The organism is Brucella pseudogrignonensis (genome assembly GCF_002252525.1).
Classification (GTDB): Bacteria; Pseudomonadota; Alphaproteobacteria; order Rhizobiales; family Rhizobiaceae; genus Brucella; species Brucella pseudogrignonensis.
This window is the reverse complement of sequence record NZ_NNRM01000022.1, coordinates 1-18173: the sequence shown is the minus strand read 5'-3', so window position 1 is coordinate 18173 and position 18173 is coordinate 1. Positions and strand designations below refer to the sequence as shown.

Genomic DNA, 18173 nt, shown 5'->3' with positions numbered 1-18173 from the left:
CTATTAACGCTCGATCGTACCTGTACGACGTATTTTCTTCTGCAGCATCAGAATGCCGTAGAGCAGAGCTTCCGCCGTTGGCGGGCAGCCTGGAACATAAATATCGACCGGAACAACGCGGTCGCAGCCACGCACTACAGAATAAGAGTAGTGGTAATAGCCGCCGCCGTTGGCGCATGAACCCATCGAAATGACGTAACGTGGCTCAGGCATCTGGTCGTAGACCTTGCGGAGAGCCGGAGCCATCTTGTTGGTCAGCGTACCTGCTACGATCATAACATCGGACTGGCGTGGAGATGCGCGCGGCGCGATACCGAAACGCTCGGCGTCATAGCGCGGCATGGAAATGTGCATCATTTCCACAGCGCAACATGCGAGACCGAAGGTCATCCACATCAGCGAGCCAGTACGTGCCCAGGTGATCAGAGCGTCAGCAGATGTGACGATGAAACCCTTGTCAGACAGTTCGCTGTTCAGATCGTTGAAAAACGCATCGTCGGAGCCAACAGGCTTGCCCGTGCGAGGGTCGAGAATACCCTTTGGCTGCGGAGCAATGAGCGTCGAACCCGACGACTGATTTGTGCCGGTCAATCCCATTCCAGCGCTCCCTTCTTCCATTCATAGATGAAGCCGATGGTCAGAACACCAAGGAACAACATCATCGACAGGAAACCAAACCAGCCGATTGCACCGAAGGACACTGCCCACGGGAACAGGAAGGCGACTTCGAGATCGAAGATGATAAAGAGAATCGACACCAGATAGAAACGGATGTCGAATTTCATACGGGCGTCATCAAAGGCATTGAAGCCGCACTCGTAAGCTGAAAGCTTTTCCGGGTCGGGCTGTCTGTACGCGACTAGAAACGGCGCAACCAGAAGGGCTACACCGATTACCATTGCGATGCCGAGAAAGATGACAATCGGCAAATAGGAACTTAAAAGCTCGTTCATGATCCTTATCCGGCTTGAATACGAGGCTGCGCCGCCTGTCATAAGCTTTTTGAAGCTTACCACCATGCGACACATTGCATCTATTGCGACCTCGTCGCCTCAAGCAGCTTCAAAAGGCATGCCGTGCGAACTTAGTTCATTTCGCGGGGACGGTTAGCGCAGCATGCGCGCAAGCGCAAGCCCTCCAACGCGATCAGGCGGGTATAGTCCGGTCAAGATGCTTAATAAGAGGCAACATCAAGCCCATATATGCCACCCTATTTTCGTATAGCACGAAAACATCATAATTTCGTGAGTATTTAGAGACAAACCGTCTTTCGCCATTTTGAGGCGAATAGAATCAATCGATTTAGATGCGAGCGACAAAACTGACGGCGGATTTTCAATCAAGTTCGCACCTGTCATTCACCGCAAATGCCTCCGATTCATTTCTATTGCTCACATTCATTGCGAAGCGCAAACCGGGATGCGATTCACTCGCTTGCTTTCGAATGCGGAATAAATTGAGGCGCAGCTTCGCTTCAGGAAAGTCGCTGAGCACTCTTTATATATAGAGAGTGAAAATCACACTTATATATAAAGTGCAAAACAGCCCTCTCCTCACTTCTGCCGACCTGTCGCTACCGGCGGAAAATTCTCATCGTCATGTCCACGATTCTTGAAATGAATTAGCGCCAGCGATTCAATGAGTGGTTTCGCGTGCCTTCAGCAATCAGCCACTATTTTTTAGAATTGCCCCTCAGGATCGTAGCGCTTTCGCATTGGCATAAGAATCAAATGCTGACGAAACTGCAGGTACGAACACCTCATCGCTTCGACATCAAAGTCTGAGCTTAATAAAAGGAGAGAGATTTGAGCACATACCTGCTCACAAGTGGCGACGTTCTGGTCATTCTGGCCGGGATTTTGTCTGTCGCCTATCTCTCCTGGAAGCGTAAAGCGAAATAGCCCCACCCTGACAATATGAATGATGACGCTAATTCGCTTGCGCGGCTAAGCACGCGGCGAGATAAAGCTCTCTATCAGGCATGACTGAGCATAAGATTTGAATGTTTCATCATGGGGAATAAAAACGCGAGAAGCGCCATTTTCTTCAAGATTTTATGATCGAATTCTTGAAAGAAAATGGCGCGAGTGACGGGGCTCGAACCCGCGACCTCCGGCGTGACAGGCCGGCACTCTAACCAACTGAGCTACACCCGCGCATTTCATTTTCAGCCGTTTGGCTGGGTAGTCACCGGCGTTTCCGTTCGGTGTGAGCGGTCGTTTAAGGGGTTCTCTCACGAGTGTCAAGCGAGTGGTCTGAAGAAAAAAGAAGAAATTCGATTTTATTTTAAAAGCCCCCATTTTGCGGGCTTTCTTATAGGGGAGCTTTTATCCACATCTCTGCATGTATCGCCCGAACGCATTCAAATTAAATGGAAAATAGAATCGCGTTGCATGATCAAGTGCATGAATCAGGCTCTCACACGTAGTTCTTATAAGAGCGCCGATTTGAGTTATCCCCAGCGGGCCTATCGATTTTAGCCGGAGAACTAAAAAAATGCATTTTTCTAATTTTTCCGCTTGCACTCTCCAAACGAACAGCCTAAACGGCTCTCACAGCGGCTGACAAGTCAGTCGGGCGATTAGCTCAGTTGGTAGAGCGCTTCGTTTACACCGAAGATGTCGGGAGTTCGAGTCTCTCATCGCCCACCATATTTTCCAATCACTTAGATCGAAAGTATGAAGTTTACTTTAGGTTCAATAAACCTCGCCTGGCCCTGTAGACCAACAATCCTCTAAAAAGTTTTTCTCTCAAAGTTCGTCGAGTGTGCGAAGCGGCCTGCGCCGGTAGTTTGCGTGCTGTAACCCGCAATATCATATGGCAGTGACCGGGATTATCCGGGAATAGGTGGGATTTCGCGATTTATAACGGAAAAACCCCGAAAATCCGGGACTTTCGAGAAATCGACGAACCGCCTATCGCAAAACGGCTGCGCAAGATCAAATGGCAGGGCGAGCCTTTGACATCAAATTTAAATCGACCGCCCGAACCACATTACACGACCGGCAACATGCAATTGCTCGATCTCGCCAGCCGAAACTTCTTCGGCCGGATATCGCGGATTGTCACTTATCAGCTGTAAAGAGCCATTTAATCGCCCGTGGACGCGCTTAACGAGAACCATATCTCCATAAACAATAACGTAGATAGTATTGTCTCTGATGCGATTGACTGAGGTGTCGACCAATAAGACGTCACCGTCTCGAATCGTTTCCTCCATACTGTCGCCGCGCGCAGTCAAAATCCGTGCAAAAGCTGGATTGATATTACGGCTGCGCAGCCAGGTTGACTGGAACGCAAGATATTCCAATGGGTCTTCACCGATCGTCACCCGACCCGCTCCAGCCGAAGCCTGAACGTCGAGCCGAGGGACGAGTGTAAACTCTGATTTCGCTTCCAGTTCAGTAGCTTGGACCCTCTGCGGAAGCTGAGGGAGTTCGACGGTGCTCATTTCGCCTTCGCCATTGATGAGCCAGTCTAGCGCCACGCCTTTCACCTTGGCGATTTGCGCCACCTTATCGATCCCAGGGGTCGCGCCTGCCAAATACTTGCGCATCAAGCTTTCACCGATATCGACCTCGCGTGCGAACGCATTTGCCGACTGATTCCCGATAAGCACTTTAAGGCGCTCTGCGAACGTATCGTTCACCAAAGTACGAACTCCGAAATTGGTTCGGAGTTAACAAGTCACGGCAGTAAAGGCGCTAAATTATTGTTATTCAACAATAATACTGCATTTCGCACCATAGTGCCTGATCAGTCAACTCCGAACTCGAAATTCGCCGTATAGGGCTTGACTAATGAGCACTATATTGCGAATATCCGTTGCGACACTGTTTCAACACCTACACCCAAGCCAACCGACCTCTTGCACAGGTCAGAAAACAGGGAGCAACCATGACGAACCCAAAAAAGTGGGACCGTGCAGCGATCAAGGACGAGCTACTGCGGCAGAATAAAACTCTGACCGGAATAGCCCGCGATGCTGGCATGTATCCCGCAGCTTGCCGGGCCGGGATCATTGGAGCCAGTCGGCCTGGAGCGGAAGCGATTGCCGCTGCCCTTGGCGTTCCGTTCCGCGAGATGTTTCCCGACATGTACACGCGCGGTCGTCATGACGGGGTGGATAGTAGCAGCAACAAGTCTGGCGGCGGAAGGCCAAAACGTCACGCGAATGCTGACGGTGCACAGACGGCTGCCTGACTAATCCGTCAGCCATTTTCCATCATCCTGACAATCGAAAGCATCCAACATGATTATTGCTGACATTAACCCGTCGCTCGTGGACGTTTCCGCCGAACACAAGAAGGTGTCGCCAGACGCTTCCTTTGCCATTGCCGAAGACTTCAAGGTTCGCGGCCAACGCCAACCAATCGAAGTGATCGAACAGAAGAACGGACGCTACCAGCTGGTTTTTGGCGCGAAGCGTCTTGCAGCTGCCGCGCTGCTAAATACAACCGTAATCGCGGCGATACGCCAGCCGGACGAATTTGCCGATCAGGCTGAAATTCGGCTCACCGGTATTGCGGAGAATTTCTATCGCCATAGCCTAACTGTTCTGGAACGCAGTGTAGATGTTGCCGACTGGTGCGCGATCTGGCGGGCTGCTCACCCCGTAAAGCGCGGGCCTAAAACACAGGCGAAACCGGAAACGGAGTTTAGTACCAACTTGGTACTTAATTCGACCGACGCTGAAATCATGGAAGAAAGCGAGACGTTTGCGCTGAGCTTTTCCGAGGCAGCGCAGCGCTTCCTGAAGATCGGTCGCAACGAAGTTTTCCGCTCCATCAAGATTGCTGGCATTCCGGCGGACCTGCGGGATCGCATGGCGATCTTCGTGCCGCTCTGCGACAACCAGCAGGCGCTACTGTCTATTGCAAACGAACCATATGAGCGCGCATCAGCAATCATTGAGCTGATGCTTGATGGCAAGGTGCAGACCGTAACTGAAGCAATTATCCAGATCGACGGTACGCCGAAGCCGAACGTACCGGCCCGTTGGGAAAAGATTGCTGATCGTTTCGCACGGCTGAAGCCTGCTGAGCAGGATCATTTCTTTGCGCTGCATGAAGCGGCGGTGCTGCGCTGGTTCGCAGAGCGGCAGGCTGCACTTTAATGACCAAGCGCCGCGACCCTCTCACCAAAGACTTGTTCGAGTGGACGCCTCCCCAGGTGGCAATCCGCTACGAAGAAGGTGTGACCGGTCGCGGCTCGCTCGATAACCAGATTGCGCGCCTTGTAGCTCGCGCTCTTCGCGATGCGCGTGACGATAACAAGGGACGGTCGGAAATCGCCGCTTCAATGACGCGGTTTCTCGATCGGTCAATCTCAACGACGATGCTCGACAAATGGGCGTCCGAAGCCAGCGGTGAACATCGTATTCCGCTCGACGCTTTCATCGCCCTTGTGCATGCGACCGACGCCAAGGAACTGCTCGGGTTTGTGCCTGGCATGTTCGGCCTGACGGTTATCGAAAACGAATACGCAGACCTGATCGAAGACAGGTTGCTTGAAGATCACATCGAAGAATTGCAGGCGCGGCGGCAGATGCTGTCAGCGAAGCGAAAGGCGCGTCGATGAACGAGCTAATACGCATCACACCAAACGAAATTGCCCGGCCCAAGGAGTGGCTAACTGCGCGCGAAATCGCGGTCGAAGCTCTTCCAGATTTACCGGACAGTGAGCGTGGAATACAAATATATGCAGAGCGTGAAGGTTGGACCAACTATCCGGGTTGCGTTCGCCGCCGAAAAGGTCGGGGCGGTGGACTGGAGTACAACTATCGTCTGTTTCCAACGCTCGCCCAGATCACATATGTCCAACGCTACATGGTCACGGGTCGTGTCGAGGCGCTGCCGCAGGTCGAACCAGTCAGCCACACAACAGCACCCTTGAGCGACCGCGCCCAACGTGAGCGTGATGCGCGCCTTGCTGTAGTTGCGGCTTTTGAACTGTTCTTGAAGGGCCTTAATCTGAGCGTTCAAGGCGCTTTGTTCGTATTCTGCGACCGCTACAATGTTGGCATGATCCAGGTGGACCCATGGGTCAAGGAAACCCTGCCGCGCATTTCGCAACGTTCAGTTTTCCGTTGGCGAGCAACCAAGGCAAAAGGTGCGAAAGATGCGCTTGCCGTTGATCGTTCTGAGGCCCGCAAGGGCAAAGGTTTGCTGGAGACCGCCAATAACGGCGAGGTTCGAGCATTCATACTCGCGTGGCTTGCGTCCAATCCGCACCTGTCCGCCGATATCATCCGTGGATATTGCGAGGACCATTTCGGACCCGAGCTAACCGACCGCAACGGCGAGGTGAAGCCTTTGCCGCCAGTTCGTACCTTCCAGCATTTTATTGCAAACCTGAAGGCGGCTGAAAAGGTGGTCCTGACCAAGATCACGGACCCAGACAAGTTCCGCTCCACGATGAAGCTGTCTGGCACCGGCACGTATCGCCATGTTGATGAGCCGAACGCGCTCTGGATGATCGACGCATCGCCCGTTGATGCCTTGTGCGTGGATGGGCGCTATTCGATGTATGCCTGCATTGATATCGCGACCCGCCGTCTGGTCATAACGCTTTCGAAGACGCCGCGCGCATCGGCTGTTGCCCTGCTGATCCGCAAAGCCATTCTGCAGATGGGTGCCGCCACCGTCATCAAGACGGACAATGGCTCCGATTTCGTAGCCATCGCGACCAAGCGCCTTTTCAGCAATCTCGACATCACCGCCGACATTTCGGATGCCTACAGCCCTGAGCAGAAAGGCCATGTTGAGCGCGTTATCAAGACATTCCAGCACAACGTCTGCCCGCAGTTGCCGGGTTATATCGGGCACTCTGTCGCCGATCGTAAGGCAATCGAGGGCCGGAAGAGCTTTGCACAGCGCCTTGGTGCTGACGAACACGAACTGTTCGAAGTTTCACTTACGGCCGCGCAGCTCCAGCAGCACATTGATGACTGGCTGGAGTTCGTCTACCACGAAAGCGCCCATAGCGGCCTGAAAGGACGGACACCTAACGAAGTCGCCCAGGCTTCCACCACGCCGATCCGCCGCATAGACGAACGTGCGCTCGATACCCTGCTGATGCCAGTCGCTGGAAAGAACGGACTGCGCAAGATGACCAAACAGGGCATCAAGGACAACGGCCTGCATTACGTCTCCGGTACGATCATGGTTGGAACCGAAGTGTTCTGCCGACGCGATCCGCTCGACATGGGCAAGATGTACGTATTCTCCGCTGAAGGCGGTGAGTTCCTCGATGTAGCGATCTGCCCAGAGCTGGCAGGCGTCAATCCGCAGGAATACGTCAAGGCGCAGAAGGACATTGCCGCCGATATCGTTCGTCAGCGTGAACGCGAGATCAAGGCCGATATACGCGAGCTGAAAAAAGGCCCGTCGGGCATCGAGCGCACAATCCGGCTTGCAAAGCGCAAGGCTGCTGAGAAGGCCGGGCAGACCGCCAACGTCATCCAGTTGCCGAAGCGCGAAGAGCAGCACACCACACCGGCCATCGTCGCCGCCATCGATGCCGCCACACTTCCGCAGGCAGGTATCCAGCCGAAGCCGCTCAACGAAAAGGCGGCAGAGTTGCATGAAGCGATCAAACGCGAAGCTGAGGATCGGAAGGTATCGACGGTTGTCCACCTCGATCCCGATGCGGGCCTAAGCGCCAATGCGCGCCGCTTCAAATGGGCCATGGACCTCGAAACCAAGATCGCCGCTGGCGTCGAACTGGATGCAGACACTGCCGCGCAGCTCGTCCGCTTCCAGGCCACGGCCGCATACCGAACCATCAAAGACACAGCAAAGGATTTTGGACTGGAGCAAGCGCTGAAGATCGCTCGCTAAAAAATAAAACCCCGTTGGAGCGGGGTTTCAAATGCAAATTCCAAGACAATGAGGAAAAAATGACTGCTAACGAACCGATTGTCAATGGCGGCGATACTGCACCGATCAAGAATGTGGCTGCATGCCTCACTCTGGTCCGGTCGTTGCAGAACCGCCACCCGCTGCAGCCCAACCTCGGCGTTTTTGCCGGGTTCTCCGGCTATGGCAAGAGCGTGGCTGCGCTCTATGCCATGAACAAGACGGCTGCGGCCTATGTCGAGGTTTCCGACACTTGGACGAAAAAGAAGCTGCTCACCGCCATCCTGTCGGAGCTTGGCCATCCGGATGCGCGCGGTACGCTTTCCGATCTGGAGGACGACATCATCGGCATCCTGGCCCGTGATCCGAAGCGTCCGCTCATCATTGATGAATCTGACAAGCTGGTCGATCGGAACATGATCGAACTGGTGCGCATGATCGCCAAGAAGAGCAACGTTCCGGTGCTGCTGATCGGTGAAGAGCTGTTCCCGAAGAAGCTGGAGCGTGTCGATCGGTTCCGCGACCTCGTTCTGGAATGGGGTTATGCGCAGCCTTGCGACCTGGACGACACGCGCACGCTTGCCCGAACGTTCTGCCGTCACATCGATGTCAGGGATGATCTTCTCGATCAGGCGCGCATTGAAGGTGACGGCCGCGTCCGCCGCATCTGTAACACCCTCCATTCCATCGCCAACACCGCCGACGAACTCGGCCTGAAGGAAATCAGCCTTGCGCAGTATCAGGAGCATGGCGCGGGTTATTTCTGCACCGGCGCGGTTCCCTCCCGCAACCGGAGGGCCGCTTGATGGGCATCGTTCTCAAGGTCACCGCCGTCAAAGGCAAAAGCCCCAAGCGTGGCTTCGATCACTACTGGACTGTCATGATGGACTACGCAGTAGCCGACCGCAGCTTTACAGCTCGCGACGTGTTCAATCGTTCAGACGCGACACAATCCGACATCAACGATTTCATGCGGCGTCTGGTGAAGGCAGGCTTTATCGAGCCAGTTGTTTCTGACCGGGATGGTGAGACATTCAAAGTCGCCATCCGCCAGTCGATGACCCCGAAAGTACGTCGCGACGGCACCGTGATCGAAGGCGTCAGCAAACAGAAAGCCATGTGGAACCACATGCGCATGAGTGCAGGTGCACAAGGTTTCACTGCGCAGGATATTTCCATCTGGGCTTCGACCGATGAAACACGCATCGGCATCGAGGCGGCGAAATCTTACATCAAGTTTCTGGCCAAAGCAGGCTACCTGATTGAGATGCAGAAGGGGAAATCCGGTAACCTCGGTATTTATCGGCTTTCGCCGGACATGAACACTGGGCCGCTGCCGCCGATTATCCTGCGCGCCAAGGGCGTCTTTGATCAGAACCGGCATGAGATTGTCGGCCCGGTTGTCACCGAAGAGGTGCAACCATGATCGCCGCCAAGCTTTCCAACATCGACAAGGCGCGCACCGCCTGGGGAGACATCATCCCGGACTGGATCGTCATTCTGGCGGAAGCCTGTGATCGTGAAAGCCAGTCTGCGATTTCTCGCAAGGTTGGCTATTCGGCTTCAGCCGTCAGTCAGGTTCTCTCCAACAGCTACCAGAACGGCGATATCGGCCGCGTTGAACAAGCTGTTCGCGGAGCCCTGATGGCTGAGACCGTTGACTGCCCGGTCCTCGGCGATCTGCCACGGAACACCTGTGTGCTTTGGCAGCGCAAGCCATTCGCAACAACCAACGCCCATCGCATCCGCATGTTTCAGGCATGCCGGAGTGGATGCCCACACAGCCTTATCAAGGAAGGAGCATAACCATGGATGCCGATCTTTACGAACTCAGCGACACCCTTTTCGCATGGCGTCGCGAGTTCCTCCGCTACGAAAATCAGGGGGTGTTCCTCACTCCGGCTGATGTTCGTGCTGTTACCGCCACTCTTTATGGCTGCGCCGCGCTCGCAATGAACCGCGAGCATGAAATCAGCCGACATCGCTGGAACGGCATGGGCCGCACCGGTGACAAGACACGGCAGGCCCTCCTGGATGAACTCTTCCGGCCTGATTCCAACATCGTCCTCTTCAAACCCGATTTCACCCTACGCGCCGACCGCGCCTGATCCACCTGAACATAAGGAAACGACAATGACCGAAGCACTTGCAGCCTGCATCCTGGAAGAACAGCCAGAACAGGGCATCACCATGGTGAACGGTAAACCCTATATGGCTAATGCCAAGGGAGCACTCGTACCGCTGGAACTGGTGAAGCCAGCCGACAAGCTTCGTGATGAGACGGTCCGCAAGGTGATGGGGTACGCGAAGGACATCTCGGCACAGATCAGCCGGTTCCGCAAGCACAGCATGACGGACCTCGACAGCCTGGATGAAGTGTTGGAGCAGGAATACAACGCCCGCCCAGGCGGCGTGAAGGGAAACCGGACCTATCAGACCATTGACGGCTTGAAGATGGTCAAGGTCAGCATCAATGATTTCGAGGTTGCTGGTCCCGAACTTCAGGTCGCGAAAAGCCTCATTGATGAATGCCTGAATGAATGGACTGATGGGGCGCGCGCCGAAATCCGCGCCATCATCACACGTGCATTTGACACGGACAAGGAAGGCAAGATCAACCTGAAGGAAATCAAGAAGCTGACCAAGCTCGATATTTCCGATCAGCGTTGGAAGGACGCTATGCGCGCCATCGAGGACGCCATCGATGTTCAATATTCCAAACAGTACGTCCGGTTCTACGAGCGGGCTTCCGTTCAGGATGAGTGGACGGCTGTTACCGTAGACATCGCCAAGGCGTGAGGTGCTGACATGTTGGTTACAGAACGCCAGAACCGCCTTTTCAATGCTCAGGCAAACGTCCTTTCTATTCATCCATTGAAGGGCCTCAGCACGGAACGGGTTCCCGAATGGTTGGAAGAATTCATTCAATTCATCATCGATCGCAAGGCCGATTTCCCGCTTTTTCAGGCGCTCCCTGTTTTGGGGAAAATGGTCGCACAAGATGAACTTCCCACAGATGAAGAGTTTCTTGATGCCATCCAGTATGGCGATGAAAAGGGTTACCTCTTTTACGGCGATTGGGAGATTCGCCGGTATTTGAGTGACAGCTCCTTTGTCAGCGGCCCCGGCTACCGGGCCACGATCTGGGTGTACGCGGACGAGATTGATGCCGGTTTCGACGCGATAATAGCTGCGGCCGAAGAACATCATGAGCGCCAGCGGGCCAAGGCAGGTGCGGCATGAGCACCACCCAGAAATCTCGTACTCGCCATCAGCAAGGTCGCGTATCAGGTGTTCTGCTGTCTGGTGTTTGTGTGGTGTTTAGCCCTTCAGGCACGGATTTCTATGCCGTGCCTGAAGGCATCGACGGCCCGACCTTCTGCCGCAACATGGTTGATCGATACGCTCACCCTCACACCGCAGAGCGGCCCACACCGAAATCGGCCCGATTCAATTTCTCACGCTTCGTGATGACGCTCCATGCCGCTGTGACGGCATTGTTCCGCCGAAAGGTAATTCTTAAATGAGCAACCATTCTCAAAAGACCTGGACTGACGATCGCAAGCAGGTCGTAGCCGAGCTGCTGCGCGAAGGTCTCTCTGCCGGTCAGATGAGCAAGCGCCTCGGTATCAGCCGCAATGCGATCATCAGCGTCATTCACCGCGACAAGATGCTGAGTGAAATCGGGCTTCGAGCCGGTGTCGGTGGCGCACGAAAGCCAAAGGCGGAATCGTCACCTTATAAATCCGGCCGCATGAAAACTGCTGCCCGACGATCTCCAGCCCGGCAGTCACAGCCCGCGCCGGTCGCCGCAGCTATAAAGCCGGAACCGGTGTTCATTTGCGAGGACGTTGCCTCGATCGAAACGCCGATCGATCCGCTCGGCCTGCCGTTAGCGGACCTAAACCTTCGCCAATGCCGGTTCGCGGTCAACAACGCCGCCAAAGGCGAACAGCATTTGTTTTGCGGCCATCCGGTGAAAATCGGCTCCAGCTTCTGCGAGCATCATCATCGCCGTGTCTTCGTGCGTCCAACGAAGGCAGGTGCAGCATGACTATTCCCGTAATTAATGCCGTCTGGCTAGAAGAGTTCATCAAATGGAATTTTGCCACCTTCGGCCCTGGGCGGCGGACGGAAGGCACAATCGATCATATCCGCAAAGAACTGATCGAGATCGAGACAAATCCAACTGATCCGAAGGAATGGGCTGACATTGTCCTGTTGGCACTTAACGGCATGGCGCGGCTCGATTTGTCGCCCGAACAGATCATCAAAATCATCGTCGCGAAACAGGCATGCAACTTCATTCGCCGGTGGCCGGATTGGAGACACGCGGACCCATTGAAGGCCGTAGAGCATATTCGGGAAGCGGACACCTTTAATCCGTTCGGGTCCGGTCCAGTTCCCATCGCGCCGAGGGAAAATTGATATGAAATCCACCGCCGCCATACACGTTGCGAAAAAGCAGCTAGACCTTGACGACGATACCTATCGCGCGATCTGCATTCGCGTCACCGGCAAGCATTCGTCTGCGGCCATGACTGAAGGCGAGCGCCTGAAGCTGATTGATGAGTTTCGTCGCCAGGGCTTCAAGCCCGCTTCAAAAGGGTCTCGAAAGCGCCTTGAAGGCAAGTTCGCCGGAAAGCTCCAAGCTCTGTGGATCGCAGGCTGGAACCTTGGGGTTTTTGATAACCCCGCCGATGAAGCTTTGCTGGCCTTCGTAAAGCGCCAGACGAAAATCGATCATGTTCGTTTTGTTCATGATTGGGCCGATGCGCGCGTAGCGATCGAGAGCATCAAGAAGTGGATCGAACGCGAAGTCGGTCCGGTCTGGCAGGAAGATATGTTCATGCAGGGCTGGAGGCGCGCAGACGGCGCGAAAGTTGCGGCAGCGCAATGGAGTGTGCTTTCTCAGCAAGGCAGACTGCCGGAGCCGGGTAGCTTCACCCGATACGTCCGGGCAGTTCTCAGCCTTGATGACCAGTTCGATTTTGAAGAGCTGAAGCCGCAGCACTGGCAACCGGTCATGAATGCGCTTGGCGCAGAGATCAGAAAAACGGCGCGGCCATGATTTTCACGATCCGCGCCATATCAAAAACGATATCAATTCGCCGGGAGAAATCCGGGCGGGCGGCGCGGCTATTTAATGAAGCCGTAGGTCTTTGCGATGCTCTTGATGGACGCACATTGCGCAGTCTTCTCGGAGCCTGTCATCGTTTGCATCTGATCTTTTCGGGTGCGCGTCCACAGTCCCAAAGTTCCGGGAAAACTAGTCACGTCACTTGGAACAATTTCGGTGACGTACTTTTGTATCGCATCTTGGTCGTAACTCAGACCGCAGGCCTCTTCGGCGGCAAGAACAGTACCGAGGTCGTTAGCGACTTTCTGTTCGTCAAAATTTGCGGACGAGGCAATCGCGCTGCTCGCCAAAAGTGCCAATCCAGCCAGTGCCAGTTTCATATCAACCCCCTGAAATTTCCTCCAATAAAGCGCGCCGTGCGCGTTTTGGCAATGGTGAGGGCATGATCATGGTTCAGCAATCCGCGCCTCTGGTTAATCTGCCTCTGTTCATAGCGCCTGAACTGGCCGAGATCGAGCGGCTTCAGACTGAGCGCAATACCCTGCAGCGACGTATCCATGCGCTCCGGCCACACTGCCATAAGCGTGTCGAGCTGGAAGCCCGCTTGCGCCTCATTACCGCGCAACAACTGGCGCTCTCCGCAGAGATCGGGAGGCAGCATTGAAGGATCATCGTCTTGTAGCAGAGCTGCTTGGTTTGCTGGGTGAGGACGGCCTCATCCGCCTTGCCGAAGAGCATGCAGGTATTCGCCTTTACGTGCCATCGAATATTGATCGCTCTCAACTTATCGATACTGTCGGGATCGATATTGCAAACAAGCTCTCACGCCGCTATGGCGGAGACTATATCAGCGTGCCCATGGTTCGCGATCTTCGTGCGCGCCGATACCGGGATCAGGATGGCTTGTCGAATTCGCAAATTGCACGTAGGTTAGGCATCACTGAAAGCGGTGTTGAAAAACTCTTCAACCGCTCGCCGGTCAAATACCGCACCAAGAAAACTGACGACCGTCAGATAGAAATGTTTCCCTCTGAATAAATTCTAAGTCTGCCCCACGGACATGTGCGGCATGATTAGCGTCCGCGCACCCACGTAAAACTGTCTTGAACCGGCCAATCTTGGCCACGGCAACAGCCAAAGAAGACAGTTTCGCGGAGGGCGTGATGTGACCGACCTTGCATCCCAGATCAATCACACGGTGCTGGCCGCGCTCGCTCCGCGCGTCGCGGTCAAAAAGATCGCACAACAGCAATCCATCATTTCATCGTTTGGGCCTTTGTTGCCGGAACTGCTGAAGCGGTTTCAAGTGACGACCTCACTTCGCATCGTTCATTTCCTCGCACAGCTCGCCCACGAGAGCGATGGCTTTTGCGCGATGGAAGAATACGCCAGCGGTGCCGCCTATGAAGGTCGCGCCGATCTCGGCAATACACAGCCCGGTGACGGTAAACGCTTCAAGGGCCGTGGCCCGATCCAGTTGACCGGCCGCGCCAATTATCGCGCCTTCACCAAGTGGATACGCCAATATGTCGCCGATGCGCCGGGTTTCGAGGCAAAGCCCGAACTGGTGGCGACGTGGCCGTGGGCTGCATGGGCTGTCTTCTATTTCTGGTCTACCCGCAATCTCAACGACCTTGCCGACCGAGATGATCTTGTCGCCATCACCAAGCGCATCAACGGTGGCACGAATGGTTTGAGCGACCGCGCAGCATATCTTGCCAAGGCCAAGGACATCGTTGCGGAGATCAGCGCCGACGCTATCGCCTTCGAGCCGGGAGACACTGTGTTGCGTCGTGGCATGCGGGGGCTTTCCGTTGCTGATCTCCAGCGCGGCCTTCGTGCTGCTGGTTTTTACCATCTGTCGATCGACGGGATTTTTGGACCCGGAACTGAGCAAGCCGTGAAGGCCTTCCAGCGTGATCATCGTCTGGTCGCCGATGGCCTGGTCGGACCGAAGACGATGAAGAGCCTTCAGCGTTTCATGCCGGAGGATCTGACATGAGCGAGCCGATCAAGGAACCGGGCTATACTTCCAGCCGCCGCTATCTCTGGGGCAGTTTCTATCTCGCCTGGACTGTCATCATCATTCTTGTCGGCGCTGCATCTGTCGGCTCCGAACAGGCCGTTGCGATTGCTCCGATCGTGGTGCCTTCCATGGTCGCGCTGATCGTCGGCGTTCTCGGCGTCCATCGCGGCTTCGGGTCTGTCGATTATTGGGCGCAGGCAAAAACGCTATTCACCGATCGGCGGGAGGACCGGCCATGATCGCATGGTTCTCGGCATGGTTCGCCAAGTGGACCTCCCAGATTGTTGTCGCCGCCATCATATTGCTGGCGGCGGCGACGTTGGCTTTCGGTGCTGCCCGCGCGCTCCGCGATACGATCAGCGATGCGGTTGCAACCGCCGAAAAATCCCGTGATGCGTATTGGTCCCAACAGATCGCCGAGGCCAATGAAGCTGCCGCCAAGAACATCATCGAGCAGATGAAAGCCTCCCAGGCCGCACAGGAAAAAGCCCAGGCCGAAATCAACCGTCTCAACAACAAGGTCCTAGAACTGGAGGATGCCAATGCGGCACTTTCTGACACTCCTGGCAGTGGCATCGATGTCGATCGCTCACGGCTGCTCAACAACCAGTTCCTCGGAGGGAAAGCCAATCCTCCGTACTGAATTCGTCAGGGGGCAAGTGCCGTCTGAGGCGCGCAAGCCATGCGATCCGCCTGTCACTCTGCCTGATCGCGCATTGTCGGCAAAAGAGCTGACGCCGCTGTGGGGTAAGGATCGAGCCGCACTTGCCGTCTGCGAGCAGCGGCGCGGTGCAGCCATTGCCGCGATCGACGCGGTGCCAGTTCCTGCTGAGCGGCCGAAGTGATGGAAGCGGGCAACAAGGCACATGAGCTGGCCGATCTGCGCGCCGAGCAAGAGCGGGATGCGGGAATCGCTGCCGCGTCAGCTGCATTGATTGGCGACGGATCGGACATCTGCGTCCGCTGCGGCGAAGAGATCGAGCCGGAGCGGCTTGCAGCCCTGCCATCGGCGCGCCGGTGTGTGGACTGTCAGAGCAAACTTGAACGCGAGCAGTCCAGGGGGCGTCGTTAATGCTGGAGAATATCTCACTCGCCCAGATCGGGCAGCTCATCAATTTCTTGCTGGCGGCTGCGGCCTTCCTCGGCGTGGTCAGCGGTTACATCGGTAAGGGCGCCAAGGAGATATCGGCCAAGGTTTCGGATCACGAGCACCGACTGTCGAAGGTCGAGAATGATCTGTCGCACATGCCGAACACTGAAACCGTCCATCAGCTCCAGCTCGCGATCACCGAGATCAAGGGCCAGATGGGCATAATGGCAAAGTCGTCAGAGGCGACCGAACGGACGACACGCCGTGTTGAAGAATTTTTGATGCAGAAAGGACGTTAGGAATGACGGCGGGTTACAAGGATTTTGTCGATCAGAATGTACGCCTCATCATCCTGAAGGCGCTCGCGATGGAGACGAATGCCAGTCTGAACGACAGCCTGCTTGAACGCGAGCTGGAGGTGTTCGGCTACAAACGCACCCGCGAATATCTGCGCAATCAGATGCGCTGGCTTGAAACCGAAGCTGGCGCTGTTCGCATCAGCACCGCAGGCACAGCTCTTATCGCCACCTTGACCAGGACAGGCCGCGATCATGTCGAGCGCCGCATCGTTCTCGAAGGTGTCCAGCGACCGGGCGACGTGGAGTGATGAGCCATGACAGAAGATAGGCGCGGCCGTTCCAGGCTGGACAGTCTGGAGTTGCTACCGGAAGATGCCCAGGACGACGTCGTCTGGGCAATCAGTCAGCTGAATGAACGCCGCCGCAGTCAGGCGGACATTCTTTTTGAGCTGAACGATCGTCTGGAAGTCAAGGGCATCGGACCGATATCGAAGTCGGCTTTCAACCGTAAAGCGATGCGCCTGTCCCGCCGCGCCTCTCAGCTGGAGGAACGCCGTTACATCTATGCTGGCATCGCGGAGAAGCTTACGCCTGAAGAAATCAGCAAGTCCGATATTGTTCTCGGCGAGTTCCTCAAAACGCTTATTGATGAGCTGCTCGACGGCGATGGCCTCAATTCCAAAAACGCCATGGAACTGGCACGCGCCTATAAGGAAACCGTGGTTGCGCAACGCCATTCTGCCGAACATCGCCGCAAGGCCGAGGAAGAAGCCACAGCCAAGCTGGCGAAGGCTGTCGGTGATGCGACCGACGCTGTTGAGAAAGCAGGCCGCAAGGTGGATGGCGAAGAAATCCTGCGCATGATCCGTGAAGCTTATGGGACATCTTGATGACACAGCCTTTGCTTTACGGCTATCAGCGCCGCTGGCTCACCGATAAAAGCCGCTTTAAATTTGGCAAGTTTGCACGCCAAACCGGCAAGACGTTCACCACGACACTGGAATGTGTTGATGACAGTTTTGAGCATGCCGTAAAGAGCCAGCGTACACGGTGGGTGATATTGAGCCGTGGCGAGCGACAAGCCCGTGAAGCCATGTTGGAAGGTATATACCCTCATGCCAAGGCTTACGGCATGGCATTTGACGCCAACGAGTTTGATTGGCAGGGCGATACCGGCAGCTACAAGGCGCTGGAAGTGACATTGCCGTACGGCACCCGTATTACAGCCCTTCCAGCAAATCCCGATACGGCGCGCGGCTTTTCTGCCAACGTATTTCTCGATGAGTTCGCGTTCCACAAAGATAGTAGCGCGATCTGGAAAGCGCTCTTTCCGGTAATCTCGGCCAACTGGAAGCTGCGCGTCACATCGACACCGAATGGCAAGAGCGGGAAATTCTTCGAGCTGGACACCGCCAATGACGATACTTGGTCACGGCATGTTGTCGATATCTATCAGGCGGTCAGGGACGGCTTGCCGCGCAACATCGAGGAGCTGCGCGCCGGTATTGCCGACGAAGATGCCTGGGCGCAGGAATATGAGCTGCAGTATCTCGATGAGGCGAGCGCCTGGCTCTCCTACGAATTGATTTCATCGGTCGAAGACGACAATGCAGGAAGCCCGGACGGATATCAGGGCAACGCCTGCTATGTCGGGCGCGATATCGGCCGACGCAATGACCTTCATGTGATCTGGGTATGGGAAGAGATCGGCGATGTCTTGTGGTGTCGCGAGATCATCGAACAGAAGCGCGCCACCTTTGCCGACATGGATGCTGCGTTTGATGACGTGATGATGCGTTATCGTGTGGCGCGGGCCTGC

General features: G+C 55.4%; 29 protein-coding genes and 2 tRNA genes. 25 read left to right on the top strand and 6 right to left on the bottom strand.

The annotated features are described in order from the left end of the window. Window positions 1-3: 3 nt before the first annotated feature. From CEV34_RS13090 to CEV34_RS13080, 3 genes are all read right to left on the bottom strand, one after another. Window positions 4-597: a NuoB/complex I 20 kDa subunit family protein gene (locus tag CEV34_RS13090; protein ID WP_007874538.1), complete on the bottom strand. Its 594-nt coding sequence runs from the start codon at window positions 595-597 to the stop codon at window positions 4-6. After that, window positions 588-953, bottom strand: coding sequence for an NADH-quinone oxidoreductase subunit A (locus tag CEV34_RS13085; protein WP_007874537.1), 366 nt, complete (start codon window positions 951-953; stop codon window positions 588-590). The genes CEV34_RS13090 and CEV34_RS13085 overlap by 10 nt, the downstream gene beginning before the upstream one ends. A 1126-nt stretch (window positions 954-2079) precedes the next feature. Continuing rightward, window positions 2080-2156 (bottom strand) — tRNA-Asp (locus tag CEV34_RS13080). A 419-nt stretch (window positions 2157-2575) separates the two neighbouring features. Here CEV34_RS13080 and CEV34_RS13075 point away from each other — a divergent pair. Beyond that, a tRNA-Val gene (locus CEV34_RS13075) sits at window positions 2576-2651 on the top strand. Window positions 2652-2971: 320 nt separating this feature from the next. Here CEV34_RS13075 and CEV34_RS26735 read toward each other — a convergent pair. Then, window positions 2972-3649, bottom strand: coding sequence for a LexA family transcriptional regulator (locus CEV34_RS26735; protein ID WP_179253523.1), 678 nt, complete (start codon window positions 3647-3649; stop codon window positions 2972-2974). A 248-nt stretch (window positions 3650-3897) separates the two neighbouring features. Here CEV34_RS26735 and CEV34_RS13065 point away from each other — a divergent pair, with 248 nt between their 5' ends. The 14 genes from CEV34_RS13065 to CEV34_RS13000 are packed head-to-tail and all read left to right on the top strand — an operon-like array spanning window position 3898 to window position 12930. Continuing rightward, window positions 3898-4203 (top strand): helix-turn-helix domain-containing protein, encoded by a 306-nt coding sequence (locus tag CEV34_RS13065; protein ID WP_094543766.1) that lies wholly within the window; start codon window positions 3898-3900, stop codon window positions 4201-4203. Between the two features lie 49 nt (window positions 4204-4252). Next, window positions 4253-5116, top strand: coding sequence for a ParB N-terminal domain-containing protein (locus CEV34_RS13060; protein WP_094543765.1), 864 nt, complete (start codon window positions 4253-4255; stop codon window positions 5114-5116). Next, window positions 5116-5580 (top strand): hypothetical protein, encoded by a 465-nt coding sequence (locus CEV34_RS13055; RefSeq protein ID WP_235819049.1) that lies wholly within the window; start codon window positions 5116-5118, stop codon window positions 5578-5580. The genes CEV34_RS13060 and CEV34_RS13055 overlap by 1 nt, the downstream gene beginning before the upstream one ends. Beyond that, window positions 5577-7841, top strand: a complete 2265-nt coding sequence (locus CEV34_RS13050; protein ID WP_094543764.1) for a DDE-type integrase/transposase/recombinase — start codon at window positions 5577-5579, stop codon at window positions 7839-7841. Before CEV34_RS13055 ends, CEV34_RS13050 begins: the two co-directional genes overlap by 4 nt. A 59-nt stretch (window positions 7842-7900) precedes the next feature. Next, window positions 7901-8665: an AAA family ATPase gene (locus CEV34_RS13045; RefSeq protein WP_179253521.1), complete on the top strand. Its 765-nt coding sequence runs from the start codon at window positions 7901-7903 to the stop codon at window positions 8663-8665. Continuing rightward, a complete protein-coding gene (locus CEV34_RS13040; protein WP_094543762.1) occupies window positions 8665-9285 on the top strand; it encodes a hypothetical protein in 621 nt (206 codons plus the stop codon). Before CEV34_RS13045 ends, CEV34_RS13040 begins: the two co-directional genes overlap by 1 nt. After that, on the top strand, window positions 9282-9665 hold the full coding sequence (locus tag CEV34_RS13035; protein ID WP_094543761.1) for a transcriptional regulator: 384 nt from the start codon (window positions 9282-9284) through the stop codon (window positions 9663-9665). Before CEV34_RS13040 ends, CEV34_RS13035 begins: the two co-directional genes overlap by 4 nt. Window positions 9666-9667: 2 nt before the next feature. Beyond that, window positions 9668-9967 carry a hypothetical protein gene (locus CEV34_RS13030; RefSeq protein WP_094543760.1) on the top strand — a complete coding sequence of 100 codons (300 nt, stop codon included), beginning with the start codon at window positions 9668-9670 and terminating at the stop codon, window positions 9965-9967. 25 nt (window positions 9968-9992) lie between these two features. Continuing rightward, entirely contained in the window at window positions 9993-10658 is a 666-nt protein-coding gene (locus CEV34_RS13025) for a DUF3164 family protein (protein ID WP_179253519.1), read from the top strand. 9 nt (window positions 10659-10667) lie between these two features. Further along, complete coding sequence (locus CEV34_RS13020) at window positions 10668-11102, top strand: hypothetical protein (RefSeq protein WP_094543759.1); 435 nt, start codon at window positions 10668-10670, stop codon at window positions 11100-11102. Continuing rightward, entirely contained in the window at window positions 11099-11386 is a 288-nt protein-coding gene (locus CEV34_RS13015) for a hypothetical protein (protein WP_094543758.1), read from the top strand. The genes CEV34_RS13020 and CEV34_RS13015 overlap by 4 nt, the downstream gene beginning before the upstream one ends. Continuing rightward, entirely contained in the window at window positions 11383-11913 is a 531-nt protein-coding gene (locus tag CEV34_RS13010; protein ID WP_094543757.1) for a GcrA family cell cycle regulator, read from the top strand. Before CEV34_RS13015 ends, CEV34_RS13010 begins: the two co-directional genes overlap by 4 nt. Beyond that, entirely contained in the window at window positions 11910-12287 is a 378-nt protein-coding gene (locus tag CEV34_RS13005) for a dATP/dGTP pyrophosphohydrolase domain-containing protein (protein ID WP_094543756.1), read from the top strand. Before CEV34_RS13010 ends, CEV34_RS13005 begins: the two co-directional genes overlap by 4 nt. 1 nt (window position 12288) lies before the next feature. Then, window positions 12289-12930 carry a regulatory protein GemA gene (locus CEV34_RS13000; protein WP_094543755.1) on the top strand — a complete coding sequence of 214 codons (642 nt, stop codon included), beginning with the start codon at window positions 12289-12291 and terminating at the stop codon, window positions 12928-12930. Window positions 12931-12998: 68 nt separating this feature from the next. Here CEV34_RS13000 and CEV34_RS12995 read toward each other — a convergent pair whose 3' ends face one another. Next, window positions 12999-13319, bottom strand: coding sequence for a hypothetical protein (locus CEV34_RS12995; protein WP_094543754.1), 321 nt, complete (start codon window positions 13317-13319; stop codon window positions 12999-13001). After that, entirely contained in the window at window positions 13316-13600 is a 285-nt protein-coding gene (locus CEV34_RS12990) for a hypothetical protein (RefSeq protein WP_094543753.1), read from the bottom strand. Before CEV34_RS12990 ends, CEV34_RS12995 begins: the two co-directional genes overlap by 4 nt. Here CEV34_RS12990 and CEV34_RS12985 point away from each other — a divergent pair. From CEV34_RS12985 to CEV34_RS12940, 10 genes are all read left to right on the top strand, one after another. Further along, entirely contained in the window at window positions 13600-13977 is a 378-nt protein-coding gene (locus tag CEV34_RS12985; RefSeq protein ID WP_094543752.1) for a Mor transcription activator family protein, read from the top strand. The genes CEV34_RS12990 and CEV34_RS12985 overlap by 1 nt on opposite strands. A 127-nt stretch (window positions 13978-14104) precedes the next feature. Then, window positions 14105-14941, top strand: coding sequence for a peptidoglycan-binding protein (locus CEV34_RS12980; protein WP_094543751.1), 837 nt, complete (start codon window positions 14105-14107; stop codon window positions 14939-14941). Next, window positions 14938-15204 carry an NAD(P)+ transhydrogenase beta chain gene (locus tag CEV34_RS12975; protein WP_094543750.1) on the top strand — a complete coding sequence of 89 codons (267 nt, stop codon included), beginning with the start codon at window positions 14938-14940 and terminating at the stop codon, window positions 15202-15204. Before CEV34_RS12980 ends, CEV34_RS12975 begins: the two co-directional genes overlap by 4 nt. Beyond that, on the top strand, window positions 15201-15608 hold the full coding sequence (locus tag CEV34_RS12970; RefSeq protein ID WP_094543749.1) for a hypothetical protein: 408 nt from the start codon (window positions 15201-15203) through the stop codon (window positions 15606-15608). The genes CEV34_RS12975 and CEV34_RS12970 overlap by 4 nt, the downstream gene beginning before the upstream one ends. Window positions 15609-15624: 16 nt before the next feature. Continuing rightward, the gene (locus CEV34_RS12965) at window positions 15625-15810 is read left to right on the top strand and encodes a hypothetical protein (RefSeq protein ID WP_235819048.1); all 186 of its coding nucleotides are present in this window, start codon (window positions 15625-15627) and stop codon (window positions 15808-15810) included. Continuing rightward, a complete protein-coding gene (locus CEV34_RS12960; protein WP_076773857.1) occupies window positions 15810-16037 on the top strand; it encodes a TraR/DksA C4-type zinc finger protein in 228 nt (75 codons plus the stop codon). The genes CEV34_RS12965 and CEV34_RS12960 overlap by 1 nt, the downstream gene beginning before the upstream one ends. After that, a complete protein-coding gene (locus CEV34_RS12955) occupies window positions 16037-16354 on the top strand; it encodes a DUF2730 family protein (RefSeq protein WP_083699691.1) in 318 nt (105 codons plus the stop codon). The genes CEV34_RS12960 and CEV34_RS12955 overlap by 1 nt, the downstream gene beginning before the upstream one ends. A gap of 2 nt (window positions 16355-16356) precedes the next feature. After that, entirely contained in the window at window positions 16357-16662 is a 306-nt protein-coding gene (locus CEV34_RS12950; protein WP_094543747.1) for a VpaChn25_0724 family phage protein, read from the top strand. Window positions 16663-16668: 6 nt separating this feature from the next. Continuing rightward, window positions 16669-17244: a phage protein Gp27 family protein gene (locus CEV34_RS12945; protein ID WP_094543746.1), complete on the top strand. Its 576-nt coding sequence runs from the start codon at window positions 16669-16671 to the stop codon at window positions 17242-17244. Further along, on the top strand, window positions 17244-18173 hold a 930-nt coding region (locus CEV34_RS12940; RefSeq protein ID WP_094543745.1), incomplete at its 3' end, for a terminase large subunit domain-containing protein. The genes CEV34_RS12945 and CEV34_RS12940, both read left to right, overlap by 1 nt.